We start from the raw sequence: 13,149 nt of genomic DNA on the forward strand, positions 1-13,149 counted from the left end.
TACTCATGGTATCATGTTGATTTTGAGGTGATTTTGATAAAAAATTGCTAAAGAAATCAGTGAGGTAACACCATAAAAAGTTTGCGGAATTTAAATCTTTTTAATAGAAATTAATGCCTAACTTTATAAGACACCAGGATTTTATTCCAAATTTCATATTTAAAAATGATTCAAAATCAGTTTGATAAGACTCAAGATGTTGAGAATGTAGAAGAAAATTATCTTAAACAAGAACTGTATGCTCTTATTAAAAAAGATGATTATATTTTTGATTTTATACAAAAATCGAGCCTGGATGGGCTTTGGTTTTGGGATTTAGATAATCCTGAAAACGAATGGATGAATTCTAAGTTTTGGACTACTTTGGGATATGATCCTAACAAGATGCCTCATAATGCTTCTGCATGGCAGGATATAATTAATAAAGAAGACCTAGAAGTAGTATTTCTTAATTTTACAAGACATTGTAAAGATCCTTCACACCCTTATGATCAAATCGTAAGATATAAACATAAACTTGGGCATACCGTATGGATTCACTGTAGAGGCTTAGCGATACGAGACAGTAAAGGGAAACCAATACGAATGCTGGGTGCTCATACCGATATTACTAAGTTAAAAAAAGTAGAAATACAATTACAACGACAGGTAGATCGCTATCAGCATATTATCGAAGGCACACATCTGGGAACTTGGGAATGGAATGTGAAAACAGGAGAAACCATATTTAACGAGAGATGGGCTAATATAATAGGATATACTCTTTTAGAGTTAAAACCAGTTTCTATTAATACATGGATAGAAGCTTCACATCCTGATGATTTAAAAAAGTCTAATAAACTATTAGAAGACCATTTTTCTGGAAAAACACCTTTTTATGAGTGTGAAGCCAGAATGAAACATAAAAATGGAGAATGGATATGGGTTCTGGATCGAGGGAAAGTAGTGAGTTGGGACTCAGAAGGAAACCCAGAGTGGATGATTGGTTCGCATCAGGAAATTACTGAGAGTAAAAAGGACTTAGAAAAAAATAAATTATTTATACAACAGGCTCCAAGCGCTATAGCAATGTTCGATACTAATATGTGCTACTTGGCGGTTTCTCAAAAATGGTATGAAGATTATAATATTAAAGATGATACTATTATAGGTAAATCACATTATGACGTTTTCCCAGAAATAGGAGAAAAATGGAAAGATGATCATAAAAGATGTCTTAATGGAGAAGTATTAAAAAGTGAAGAAGATCGTTTTGAACGATTAGATGGGTCTGTGCAGTGGCTTACTTGGGAGTTGAGACCATGGTATACCGATGAAAATAAAATAGGAGGTATACTAATGCATACTGCAGATATCACTAGAACCAAAAAAGCAGAAATAAGCCTACGCATTAGTGAAGAAATGTTTAGGAGAAATTTTGAAAATGCCGCGATAGGAATGGTTATGCTGGATCAAAAGGGTCATTTTACAAAAGTAAATTATAAACTGTGTGAAATTCTTGGGTATTCTAATAGCGAATTGACAAGGCTGGCTTTTAAAGATATTCTTCATCCAGAGGATTTAGCAATAAGTAATACGCTATTTCAAAAACTTTTTAGAGGAGAAACGTTATACAGTAATATGGAGGAAAGATGCTTCCATAAGGACGGTCATATCGTATATATCAACCTTTCAGTTTCGGTTATTAAAGGAGAAAATGATAAACCTACCTATTTTATTGCGCAAATTGCAGATATAAGCCATAAAATTATTGCTAGGCAAAAGTTACAAAATACCGTTGGTGAACTAAAAGGTATAATCGATGATATTACTCAGGTAAGTATAATTGGTACAGATAAAAATGGTTTGATTACTACATTTAATAAAGGAGCAGAAAACCTGTTAGGATATACCAAAGAAGAAATAATATCAAAAAAATCACTCTTATTATTACATCAAAAAGAAGAAATAGAAAAGAGAGAAAAAGAATTATCGTTAATGCTAGGTCAAGAAATTAAGGATTTTGAGGTTTTTACCGCATTACTAGAGAATCAAGAATATGATGTAAAAGAATGGACGCACGTAAGAAAAGATGGCACTTGTTTTCCTGTTCAGGTTACCTTGTCTCCCATAAAAAACAAAGGAGAGATTAGTGGGTATCTTGGGGTAGCAACTGATATTACTGAGATTAAGAAAGTAGAACAAGACTTAAAATCGTGGCTAACAGTTGCAGAAGATCAAAATAAAAGACTGCGTAATTTTGCACATATAGTTTCGCATAACCTAAAATCACATTCTGGAAATTTTCAAATGTTATTAGACTTGTTTATTCAGGAAAATCCAGAGATCGAGGATAACGAAATCATCCAACTTTTTAAAACAGCATCCGAGAACCTTACTGAAACCATAGTGCATTTAAATGAAGTGGTCTTAATGAATACTTCTGTAGATGAGAATTTAATCGGGTTGAATTTATATGAGGTAATTAACAAAGTGACTAAAAGTGTTTCTGCTATTGCAAAAGAGACTATAGTAACTATAAATAATAATACACAGCCAGGTATAAATATTTTAGGGATTCCGGCATACTTAGATAGTATTTTGCTGAATTTTATAACTAATGGGATAAAATATAGTTCTGATGAAAGAGAGAGTTATATTGATTTAAGCACCAGAATAGAAGGCGATTTTGTAGTCTTAGATATCAAAGATAATGGATTGGGGATTGATCTAAAAAAACATAAAGCCAAACTGTTTGGGATGTATAAGACTTTTCATAATAATAAAGAAGCCAGAGGTATAGGACTATTTATTACCAAAAACCAGGTAGAAGCCATGGGCGGTAAAATTGAAGTAGAAAGTACAGTAAATAAAGGAACAACTTTTAAAATTTATATGAAACATGAAAAAAATTGATATAGCTTGTATTATTGATGATGATCCGATTTTTGTATTCGGGATTAAAAAAATAATGGAACTTGTTGATTTTTGCAATGGTTTTATGGTTTTCCGAAATGGAGAAGAAGCATTAAATAATCTAAAAGCGATTATTTCGGCAAATGAAAAATTACCAGATGTTATTTTGTTGGATTTAAATATGCCAGTGCTTGACGGGATACAATTTTTGGAAGAATTCATAAAAGTACCATGCAAGAAGAAAATAATTATTTATGTCGTTTCCTCATCTGTTGATCCCGAGGATATTATAAGAGCTAAATCCTTTGAGAATGTAAGTGACTACATAGTAAAACCAATTTCTGTAGAAAAACTCAAAGAGATTTTAAATGATATAGAACAGGCAAATCATTGTTAATAAAGAGTATTGAAACGTACGAAGAAGTTAATTTAAGAAGGGTTAGTAAGCTCTCTAAACAAACTCTCCAGGTTTTTGTTTTTTCGAGATAGTTGTAATATTTTCAACTTATTATCATGAGCAAAGTCGAAAACCGATGGACGCATATCTGTTTTGGTGTCAAAAGTGATTTGATAGATAAACTCATGAATATTTTTTACATTACTTACATTAGGTAGTTTTTGTAAAAAGGCTTCTTCTACACGATAATCAAACTCTACCTCGATAATCTGCTCGGTCTCATCGGCTATTTCATCCAGATATTTGTCTGCTACAATTTCTCCTTTATTAATAATGATAACCCGATCACACATCGCTTCTACTTCTTGCATTATATGAGTCGATAAAAAAACAGTTTTTTCCTTACCAATTGTTTTTATTAATTCTCTAATCTCCACTAATTGATTAGGATCTAAACCAGTTGTAGGTTCATCTAATATTAAAACCTGAGGATCATGAAGTAATGCACATGCCAAACCAACTCGCTGGCGATATCCCTTAGAAAGTTGACTAATTTTTTTATTAGCCTCTGGAGTTAGTCCTGTTAATTTGATTACTTCTTCTATTCTGGATTTTGAAATCTTATATACACGGGCATTAAACATTAAATATTCTCGTACATACATTTCCGAGTATAAAGGATTATGCTCAGGAAGATATCCTATACTTTTTTGCACATCTATAGATTGGGAGTGTATGTCAAAATTATTAACAACAGCAGAGCCTTCAGAAGGATCAAGATAAGTGGTTAGAATTTTCATCATAGTCGATTTACCTGCTCCATTAGGGCCTAGAAAACCAACAATCTCACCTTGTTTTATTTCAAAAGAGATAGCATTAAGTGCTTTTTGATCATTATAAAGTTTAGAAATATTGGATACCGAAATAGACATATAGAACGAGTATGAAATCTGTTTATATCCAAAAGTACATAATTCATATATGTGTTGCATGAGAAACTTAGAAAAAATGTAGTAACATTAAGATAATATTGAGGTAAAATGATAAGATAAAAGATGTATTATCTTTATATAGGATAAGATATTTTTGATATGTCACTAAGCAATTTAAAACAATTAGTCTATAATTTTCTTCATAAACTGGTTTGTCTAAGCCAGCAAATTATCTTTTTTATAGCATCTCTTTTTCTTAAAAAAGGATTGTTTAAGCATTGATATGTTATGTTTATCTTTAAAACATAATGAATAAAATTAGGAGCCTTAAATGGGGAGTTGCGATTGCTGCTTATCAAACTGAAGGGGCTTATAATAAGGATGGAAAAGGTCTTTCTATTTGGGATACATTTACTCAAAAACCTTATAGAATCAAAGATCGTTCTAATGCTAAAATTGCAACAGATTTTTATCATAGATTCGAAGAGGATATCGATCTTGCCGTAGATATTGGATTACAGATATTTCGCTTTTCTGTTTCCTGGTCAAGGATATTTCCAAACGGTACAGGAGTAGCAAATCCAAAAGGAATTGAATTTTATAATAAGGTGATTAATTACTGTTTAAAAGTAGGAATAGAGCCTTGGATTACAACATATCATTGGGATTTGCCTCAAAAATTGCAAGATAAAGGAGGTTGGACAAATCGAGACAGTATTAGTTGGTATGCAGCATATGTAACTATATTAAGAAACCATTTTGCAGATCGGGTAAAGCATTGGATATTGATTAACGAAGGAATAGTATGTATGGGTGGAGGCTATTTTCTTGGAGTGCATGCTCCTGGTAAGAGAGGGATTCGTAATTTTATTTCGAGTACACATCATCTTTTATTGGCGCAAGCAGAAGGATTTAAAATTTTGAAGAAAAGAGAAGGCCTTCAGGTAGGTACAGCTATAAGTTGTACCAAAATTGAACCTTATAGAAATACGAATGCTGATCATAAGGCAGCCATTAGGATCGATACATTGATGAACCGCCTGTTTATAGAGCCACATTTGGGACTAGGGTATCCTGATAATGATTTTCCGGCCTTAAAACGCATTTCTAAATTTTATAAAAAAGGAGATATTGAAGCGCTAAAAGCTGATTTTGATTTTTGGGGGATTCAAACTTATGCAAGAGAAGTGGTTAAAGCAGCTTGGTATATCCCTTATCTTAGAGCAATTCAGGTTAAACCTGAAAAAAGGAATGTAAAAACCTCGGTGATGGGGTGGGAAACATATCCAGAAGGAGTACAGTATTTTTTAGAAAGATTTGCTAAATACAGCCCTAAAAAAACACTTTGGCTTTCTGAATGTGGAGTGGCACTATCTAAGAATGAAGATGACCAGAAAAGGATAGAGTATTATCAAAAAGTGATCGAAGGAATGAAAACTGTATTGGATAAAAACATAAACCTTAAAGGGATTTTACTCTGGACATTGATAGATAATTTTGAATGGGCAGAGGGGTATATTCCTAAATTTGGGATAATAAGTTTGGATAGAAAAACTATGCATCGTAAAATGAAAATATCTGCACTCTGGTTAAAAAAATACCTATCAAATATAAAACTCTGATGTGTGCTTAATTTCCTTAAGAACAAAAGTGCTATTTAGTACACCAATATTTTCAATTTTTGAAAGTTTTGTTTTTACAAAATCATGATATTCTTCCAAACTTTTGGTGTGAATTTTTAAAACAAAATCTACCTGCCCTGCCATATGATAGCATTCCTGTACTTCTTTCAAGTTTTGGATCTGCTTTTCGAATTTTTCTATAAAAGCTTCATTGTGATAGCGCATAGAAACCTGACAAATTGTAGTGATAGCACGGTCAATTAATTTCTTATCTAAGATCGCAACATACTTTTTAATAAATCCTTGTTTTTCTAATCGCCGTATTCGTTCGTATACAGGAGAGGCAGTAATATTTAGGATTTTGGCAATTTCTTTTGCTGTTTTTTTAGAATCTTCCTGTAAAATTCTAAGGATCGTAATGTCGGTATGATCTAATTGTTCCATTTTAATTCAAAAAAAAATTACTTCAAAAATAGATATTAAGCTTATGTTATAGTAAATATAGCTGAAATTAATGTAGTATTTAGTAATTATTGCTTAATTATTTAATGATCATGGCAGGAAACGTTACATTTTGTACTTTGCCAAGTAAATAACACTGTTAGGTAATTAAATTTTAAAGGAAAATAGAAGATATGGAAACGATTGTTTTGGTAATAGGAGCGAATGGTCAATTAGGATCTGTATTAACAGAATCTCTTAAACAAAAATTTGGAAGCTCTAATGTAATTGCCTCTGATTTAAGACCTAGAGAAGGATATGAAGGTTCTTTTGAAATAATCGATGCAACAGATATTAATAGAATAGAAGAGGTAGTTGTTCGGTATAACGTTACTCAAATATATCACCTTGCAGCAATTCTTTCTGCCAAAGGAGAAGAAACTCCTTTAAGAACATGGGATATTAATATGAAAACTTTGTTTAATGTACTCGAAGTTTCTAGGCAACATAATATCGACAGAGTGTTTTTTCCAAGCTCTATTGCCGTTTTTGGCGAAGGAGCGCCCTTAGAGCACACCCCAAACAATGCTTGTCTGGATCCTGCCACTGTATATGGGATTAGCAAAGCAGCAGGAGAGAATTGGGCACAATATTATTTTCTAAGATACGGACTCGATGTTAGATCGATTCGCTATCCAGGAGTGATTGGATATCAATCATTACCAGGAGGAGGTACTACAGACTATGCAGTAGATATCTATCACAAAGCAGTTTTAGGAGAAGAGTTTAGTTGTTTTTTAGAAGAAGATGCTACCTTGCCTATGATCTTTATGCAAGATGCCATACGTGCAACTTTAGAATTAATGGATGCACCTAAAGAAGATATCAATATAAGAACTTCATATAATATTGCAGGAATTAGCTTTTCTCCTGCAGAAGTAGCGGCAGAAATTCGTACATTATATCCTAATTTTAAAATCAAATACGATCCTGATTTTAGACAAGAAATTGCTGCGCGATGGCCTAAATCTATAGACGATTCTGCTGCAAGTAAAGATTGGGGATGGAAACCAGAATTTGATCTTGAGTCGATCACAAATACAATGATTCAAAAACTGAAAGAAAAATATAAAACAGGATCAAAGAATCAGGCAACTTTAATGCTTTGATGTTTACATCTTTGTATGAAATGAAATATAACAATAAAGAATAAATACCAAGTAACATGTTTTCAAATATAAAAGACGATTTGCAAAAAGAGCTGGATGAGATTATATCGGCAGGATTGTATAAATCCGAAAGAATAATTACTACTCCGCAAGGAGCCAGTATAGACACAACAAATACTAAAGATGTATTAAATTTTTGTGCAAATAATTATTTAGGCCTTTCATCACATCCTGATGTAATTGAAGCAGGTAAGAAAGCTATAGATTCTCATGGGTATGGATTATCATCTGTGAGATTTATTTGCGGAACTCAAGATATTCATAAGGAATTAGAGCGTAAGACTGCCGAATTTTTAGGAATGGAAGATTGCATTTTATATGCAGCCGCTTTTGATGCTAACGGAGGAGTATTTGAACCTATTCTTGGGCCAGAAGATGCGATTATTTCTGATGCATTAAACCATGCCTCTATTATTGATGGGGTTAGACTATGTAAAGCGAAACGCTTTAGATACGAACATAATAATATGGTAGACCTCGAAAAGCAATTAAAATCGGCAGAAGGATCAAGACGTATACTGATCGTGACCGATGGTTCCTTTTCTATGGATGGTACAATTGCACAATTAGATAAAATTTGCGATCTGGCAGATCAATATGAAGCTATGGTTATGATAGACGAATGTCATTCTACAGGTTTTTTAGGAAAAACAGGCCGCGGGACACATGAGTATCGAGATGTAATGGGGCGTATAGATATTATTACAGGAACCTATGGTAAAGCACTAGGTGGTGCTTCTGGTGGATTTACTGCTGCAAGAAAAGAAATTGTAGAAATGCTAAGACAACGATCGAGACCCTACTTGTTCTCTAATACAGTAGCACCATCAATTGTAGGAGCATCGATAAAAGTATTAGATTTGTTAAGCACTTCTACAGCATTGCGAGATAAACTAGAAGAAAATACAAAATATTTCAGATCAGAAATGACTGCAGCTGGATTTGATATCATCCCGGGAGATCATCCTATCGTTCCCGTAATGTTATATGAAGCAAAACTTGCACAAGAATTTGCCGCTAAATTACTCGAAGAAGGAATTTATGTTATAGGATTTTTCTATCCGGTTGTACCTAAGGGGAAAGCAAGAATTAGAGTGCAATTATCGGCTGCTCATGATCGCAATCACTTAGAAAAAGCTGTAAAAGCATTCACTAAAGTGGGTAAAGAACTGAATGTGATATAAATACAAACGTTTGTTAGTGGTTTAAAAAGTAGAAGATTCATAGAATACATAGCATTTTGTTTAAAATTTTTCATTAATATCTATTAAAACATTAGGATTTGATGATAATACTCTGGGGATTATGAAAAATATCAAAATTTATTTTGAATCGTAATAGTTTTAGCTAATTTAGCAACGTAATAATGATACAATAATGAGCAATTTATTTACTTGGAACGGATTCTATTTTTTCTTCTTTTATTTTAAAAGCAAGATTGGGATCGCTATGTAAATAAATCAGCAAAATTTATAAAACTAGAATCCCGATGAAAAATCGGGATTTTTTTTTGCAATAAAATTAATATATGAAATGAACCATAATAACCCGGTTAATACTAACCAAAATGATTATTGGCGAATTTCATCTGACGGATAAAAGCAAAATAAAATAAACAGATGAAACAAAAGGTTGCTATACAAGGAATAAAAGGCTCATATCATCACGGTGTTGCTCAAGCATATTTTGGTGAAGATATAGACGTAAATGAATGCATGTCTTTTCAGGAAGTAGTGCATAGTCTAGAACATAATAAAAGTACAGATGCAGTAATGGCGATCGAAAACTCTATTGCAGGTTCTATTATTCCAAATTATGCTTATATAGATGAGCATGATCTTACGATTAGAGGAGAATATTTTTTACCTATTCATCACTGTTTAATGGCTTTAGAGGGACAAGAGATTTCAGATGTTAAAGAGGTGTACTCTCATCCAATGGCTTTGCTACAATGTAAAGAGTTTTTTAGAGGACAACCACACATCAAATTGATAGAGGATGCAGACACAGCAGATGTTGCTAAGAGAATTCATGAGCAGCAATTAGAAGGAGTTGCTGCCGTAGCAGGAGAAACCGCTGCAAATATTTATCAATTAAATATTTTAGCCAAAGAGATTCAAACTATAAAATCAAATAGTACCCGATTTTTTATTTTAAACACGGCAGAAGGATCTAAGTCAGAAAAGAGAGATATCAATAAAGCATCTTTAAAGTTTCTAACAGATCATAAAAAAGGAAGTTTGGCTACAGTGCTTAATGTAATGAGTGATTGTGGATTGAATTTAACCAAAATCCAATCATTACCTATTATTAGTATGCCCTGGAAATACTCCTTTTTTGTGGATGTAACTTTTACAGATTATGATGATTATGCTAAAGCAATGTCTATCCTAAAAATTATGGCATTAGAACTAAAAGTATTGGGTGAATATAAAAATCAAAATGGATGAGCATTCAAACAGCAAAAAGATTAGAAACAGTAGAAGAGTACTATTTCTCCAAAAAATTAAGAGAAGTTAGAGAACTCGTCGCTTCAGGAAAACCAGTTTTAAATATGGCTATTGGTAGCCCGGATCTGGATCCACCAAAAGAAGTGGTGCAAGCCATTCAGGAAGCAGTACTCGTAGATGGGGCTCATAAATATCAAAGCTATCAAGGCTTGCCAGAATTACGAGAAGCCATTGCAGATTTTTATAGTACTAAATACCAGGTTTCCTTAAACCCAAAAGATGAAATCTTACCGCTAATGGGGTCTAAAGAAGGAATCATGCATATTTCTCTAGCTTACCTCAATGAAGGAGATGAAGTATTGGTCCCTAATCCAGGATATCCCACATATAGTGCAGTAACTAATTTGGTAGGCGCAAAGCCAATTTTTTATGATTTGGTTGAAAATAATGGATGGGAACCCGATTTTCATAGCCTTTCAAAAAAAGATTTGAGTAAAGTCAAAATCATGTGGGTGAATTACCCAAATATGCCAACAGGGGCTTCTGGTAATGTTGAATTATTTAAAAAAATGATTGATTTTGCTAAAAAACATAGCATTCTATTGGTGAAAGATAACCCATACAGTTTTATTTTAAATGATAGCCCTACGAGTATTTTATCGATAGAAGGGGCAAAAGAAGTAGCACTGGAGTTAAATTCTTTAAGCAAAACTTTTAATATGGCTGGATGGCGCGTGGGAATGGTTAGTGGTAGTTCTGATAAAATCGAGGCAATTTTAAAAGTAAAAAGCAATATGGATAGTGGTATGTTTCAGGGAATTCAAAGAGGAGCTATCGCAGCATTACGCATTTCTAATGGTTGGTATGACAAAATGAATGCAATCTATAAGGAAAGAAGAACCTTGATCTGGGAATTGGTAGATCTTTTAGGATGTAGTTATGATAAAACCGCAAAAGGAATGTTTGTCTGGGCTAAGCTGCCAGAAGGAACAGATGCAGTAAAATTTATAGATACGATCTTATATGAGAATGATATTTTCATCGCTCCAGGTGATATTTTCGGAAGTAATGGAAAAGGATATATACGTTTTTCACTTTGTGTAACCAAAGAGAATATTAAAGAGGCTATTGGAAGGCTTGATAAAACAGAACTATCATTGACGACAAAAGATATGATCAATCAAAATTGTAACTAGATGAATGTATTTGTAGTAGGGGTAGGTCTAATCGGAGGTTCTTTTGCCATAGATATTAAAGCTGCTTTTAATGAAGCTAAGATTTATGGTGTGGATAGAAGTGAAGATAATCTTGAGGAAGCATTATCACTTGGTTTGATTGATTATATATCTAATTTGGATGAGTTGGATAAAGCAGATGTAGTTATAATTGCTATACCAGTAGATGCAACCGTAGAGATATTACCCACTATTTTAGATAAAATAGATGATAATTGTTTAGTTTTTGATGCTGGTTCGACCAAGAAGAAATTATGTAGTACTGTGGAACATCATGACAAAAGAAGAAATTATTTGGCAGTACATCCAATTGCAGGTACAGAGTTTTCTGGGCCACAAGCGGCAATTGCAAATTTATATAGAGGAAAAACGAATATTATTTGTGAGGTAGAAAAAACAGCATTCAAATTACAAGAAAAAGGGATGGAGATTTTTTCTAGATTAGGCATGCGAATTCGTTATATGGATCCCTCGTCACATGATAAACATATTGCTTATGTTTCACACTTATCTCACATTAGTTCTTTTATGCTGGGTAAAACCGTAATCGAGAAAGAGAAAAACGAAAGAGATATTTTTGATATGGCCGGTAGTGGTTTTGCTTCTACTGTTAGATTAGCAAAAAGTTCTCCAGCTATGTGGGCACCAATTTTTAAGCATAATAAAGAAAATATAATAGAAACATTAGAAGAATATATTGCTAATCTTGCTCAATTTAAAGAATTGATTGAAAACGATGATTTTTTAGCAGTATATAGAGAAATGGAAGATACAAATCATATAAAAACAATTTTAAAAGGAATTGCTTAAGCTATAGAACCAATACAAACTTTAATAAATAAGAATAAAAAATAAAAATGGAGAATAAAAAAGAACTTAGAAACTGGTTAGATGATTACAATCTGGATCATCCATTGGTAATCGGAGGGCCTTGCAGTGCAGAAACAGAAGACCAGGTAGTAAAAATAGCACATCAACTTAAAGATTCTGATGCCACAGTATTGCGTGCAGGAATCTGGAAACCAAGAACAAGACCCGGAAATTTTGAAGGAGTAGGAGCTTTGGGATTAAAGTGGTTGCAAAGAGCTAAAGAAGAAACCGGGATGAAGATTGCTACAGAAGTAGCAAGTCCGCATCACGTAGAATTAGCTTTAGAACATGGAGTTGATGTTTTATGGATAGGAGCAAGAAGTACAGTATCTCCTTTTATTGTTCAGGATATTGCAGATGCCTGTAAAGGAATCGATAATCCAGTCTTAATAAAAAATCCAATTAACCCAGATTTATCTCTTTGGTTAGGTGCTGTAGAACGTTTTTATACTGCAGATGTTAAGAATTTGGGAGTGATTCATAGAGGGTTTTCCACCTATGAGAAAACAAAATACCGTAATATCCCAGAGTGGCAGATTCCTATCGATTTACAAAACCGTTTCCCAGATTTGCCCTTGATCTTAGACCCTTCTCACATTGCAGGAAGAAGAGATTTAATTTTTGACCTGTCCCAAACAGCTTTGGATCTTAATTTTGATGGACTTATTGTAGAAACACATTACGATCCTGATAATGCATGGAGTGATGCTAAACAACAAATTACACCAGAAACATTGATTCAATATATGAAAGATTTAAAAATTCGTAAAGAAATTGGAGAAGATGAAGCGTATCAAAAAGCACTTAGTGAATTACGTGCCAAGATTGATATAGCAGATAATCAATTGTTAGAAGTTTTATCAAAGAGAATGAAAATTTCTGATGATATAGGAAAAGTAAAAGCCAAGCAAAATGTAGCTATTTTACAATCTAAACGATGGAATGAAATACTAGGAAGAATGATTCTTGAAGGAGAAGAAAATGGATTGAGTGAAGAATTTATACTTCGTATTTATAAAGCAATTCACCAGGAATCAATAAATCATCAGAAAAAAGTGGCAAGAGGATAATATAAAAA

General features: G+C 33.0%; 11 protein-coding genes. 9 read left to right on the forward strand and 2 right to left on the reverse strand.

The genetic code is table 11. The features are described from left to right. Positions 1 to 165 precede the first annotated feature (165 nt). Together ATO12_RS24695 and ATO12_RS08090 are read left to right on the forward strand one after the other, a co-directional pair. Complete coding sequence (locus ATO12_RS24695; RefSeq protein WP_051575689.1) at positions 166 to 2,895, forward strand: PAS domain S-box protein; 2,730 nt, start codon at positions 166 to 168, stop codon at positions 2,893 to 2,895. Beyond that, complete coding sequence (locus ATO12_RS08090) at positions 2,882 to 3,292, forward strand: response regulator (RefSeq protein WP_034241099.1); 411 nt, start codon at positions 2,882 to 2,884, stop codon at positions 3,290 to 3,292. The genes ATO12_RS24695 and ATO12_RS08090 overlap by 14 nt, the downstream gene beginning before the upstream one ends. 32 nt (positions 3,293 to 3,324) lie before the next feature. On the opposite strand, the gene gldA is transcribed toward ATO12_RS08090, so the two are convergent. Beyond that, positions 3,325 to 4,224: a gliding motility-associated ABC transporter ATP-binding subunit GldA gene (gene gldA / locus ATO12_RS08095; RefSeq protein ID WP_034241101.1), complete on the reverse strand. Its 900-nt coding sequence runs from the start codon at positions 4,222 to 4,224 to the stop codon at positions 3,325 to 3,327. A 308-nt stretch (positions 4,225 to 4,532) separates the two neighbouring features. On the opposite strand from gldA, the gene ATO12_RS08100 reads away from it, so the two are divergent. Continuing rightward, positions 4,533 to 5,846, forward strand: coding sequence for a glycoside hydrolase family 1 protein (locus ATO12_RS08100; protein ID WP_034241103.1), 1,314 nt, complete (start codon positions 4,533 to 4,535; stop codon positions 5,844 to 5,846). On the opposite strand, the gene ATO12_RS08105 is transcribed toward ATO12_RS08100, so the two are convergent. Then, positions 5,829 to 6,290 (reverse strand): Lrp/AsnC family transcriptional regulator, encoded by a 462-nt coding sequence (locus tag ATO12_RS08105; protein WP_025665095.1) that lies wholly within the window; start codon positions 6,288 to 6,290, stop codon positions 5,829 to 5,831. The genes ATO12_RS08100 and ATO12_RS08105 overlap by 18 nt on opposite strands. Before the next feature lie 191 nt (positions 6,291 to 6,481). Between ATO12_RS08105 and ATO12_RS08110 the strand changes: the two genes are divergently transcribed. The 6 genes from ATO12_RS08110 (at position 6,482) to ATO12_RS08135 (ending at position 13,141) form a co-directional block, all read left to right on the forward strand. Beyond that, a complete protein-coding gene (locus ATO12_RS08110; protein ID WP_034241105.1) occupies positions 6,482 to 7,456 on the forward strand; it encodes an NAD-dependent epimerase/dehydratase family protein in 975 nt (324 codons plus the stop codon). A 56-nt stretch (positions 7,457 to 7,512) separates the two neighbouring features. Further along, positions 7,513 to 8,700, forward strand: a complete 1,188-nt coding sequence (gene kbl / locus ATO12_RS08115) for a glycine C-acetyltransferase (protein WP_034241107.1) — start codon at positions 7,513 to 7,515, stop codon at positions 8,698 to 8,700. Between the two features lie 435 nt (positions 8,701 to 9,135). Next, the gene (locus ATO12_RS08120) at positions 9,136 to 9,966 is read left to right on the forward strand and encodes a prephenate dehydratase (RefSeq protein WP_034241109.1); all 831 of its coding nucleotides are present in this window, start codon (positions 9,136 to 9,138) and stop codon (positions 9,964 to 9,966) included. Next, the gene (locus ATO12_RS08125; RefSeq protein WP_034241111.1) at positions 9,963 to 11,162 is read left to right on the forward strand and encodes a pyridoxal phosphate-dependent aminotransferase; all 1,200 of its coding nucleotides are present in this window, start codon (positions 9,963 to 9,965) and stop codon (positions 11,160 to 11,162) included. The genes ATO12_RS08120 and ATO12_RS08125 overlap by 4 nt, the downstream gene beginning before the upstream one ends. Next, positions 11,163 to 12,011: a prephenate dehydrogenase gene (locus ATO12_RS08130; RefSeq protein WP_034241114.1), complete on the forward strand. Its 849-nt coding sequence runs from the start codon at positions 11,163 to 11,165 to the stop codon at positions 12,009 to 12,011. Positions 12,012 to 12,058: 47 nt separating this feature from the next. Further along, the gene (locus tag ATO12_RS08135) at positions 12,059 to 13,141 is read left to right on the forward strand and encodes a bifunctional 3-deoxy-7-phosphoheptulonate synthase/chorismate mutase type II (protein ID WP_034241117.1); all 1,083 of its coding nucleotides are present in this window, start codon (positions 12,059 to 12,061) and stop codon (positions 13,139 to 13,141) included. Positions 13,142 to 13,149 lie beyond the last annotated feature (8 nt).

This window comes from Aquimarina atlantica (assembly GCF_000626715.1).
Taxonomy (GTDB): Bacteria; Bacteroidota; Bacteroidia; order Flavobacteriales; family Flavobacteriaceae; genus Aquimarina; species Aquimarina atlantica.

Excerpts from the sequence above, each read along its gene's own strand:
- ATO12_RS08120 (WP_034241109.1), top strand. The coding sequence starts at position 9,136 with ATGAAACAAAAGGTTGCTATACAAGGAATAAAAGGCTCATATCATCAC.
- gldA (WP_034241101.1), bottom strand. The coding sequence starts at position 4,224 with ATGTCTATTTCGGTATCCAATATTTCTAAACTTTATAATGATCAAAAA.
- ATO12_RS08125 (WP_034241111.1), top strand. The coding sequence starts at position 9,963 with ATGAGCATTCAAACAGCAAAAAGATTAGAAACAGTAGAAGAGTACTAT.
- ATO12_RS08135 (WP_034241117.1), top strand. The coding sequence starts at position 12,059 with ATGGAGAATAAAAAAGAACTTAGAAACTGGTTAGATGATTACAATCTG.
- ATO12_RS08130 (WP_034241114.1), top strand. The coding sequence starts at position 11,163 with ATGAATGTATTTGTAGTAGGGGTAGGTCTAATCGGAGGTTCTTTTGCC.
- ATO12_RS08105 (WP_025665095.1), bottom strand. The coding sequence starts at position 6,290 with ATGGAACAATTAGATCATACCGACATTACGATCCTTAGAATTTTACAG.
- ATO12_RS08100 (WP_034241103.1), top strand. The coding sequence starts at position 4,533 with ATGAATAAAATTAGGAGCCTTAAATGGGGAGTTGCGATTGCTGCTTAT.
- kbl (WP_034241107.1), top strand. The coding sequence starts at position 7,513 with ATGTTTTCAAATATAAAAGACGATTTGCAAAAAGAGCTGGATGAGATT.
- ATO12_RS08090 (WP_034241099.1), top strand. The coding sequence starts at position 2,882 with ATGAAAAAAATTGATATAGCTTGTATTATTGATGATGATCCGATTTTT.
- ATO12_RS24695 (WP_051575689.1), top strand. The coding sequence starts at position 166 with ATGATTCAAAATCAGTTTGATAAGACTCAAGATGTTGAGAATGTAGAA.
- ATO12_RS08110 (WP_034241105.1), top strand. The coding sequence starts at position 6,482 with ATGGAAACGATTGTTTTGGTAATAGGAGCGAATGGTCAATTAGGATCT.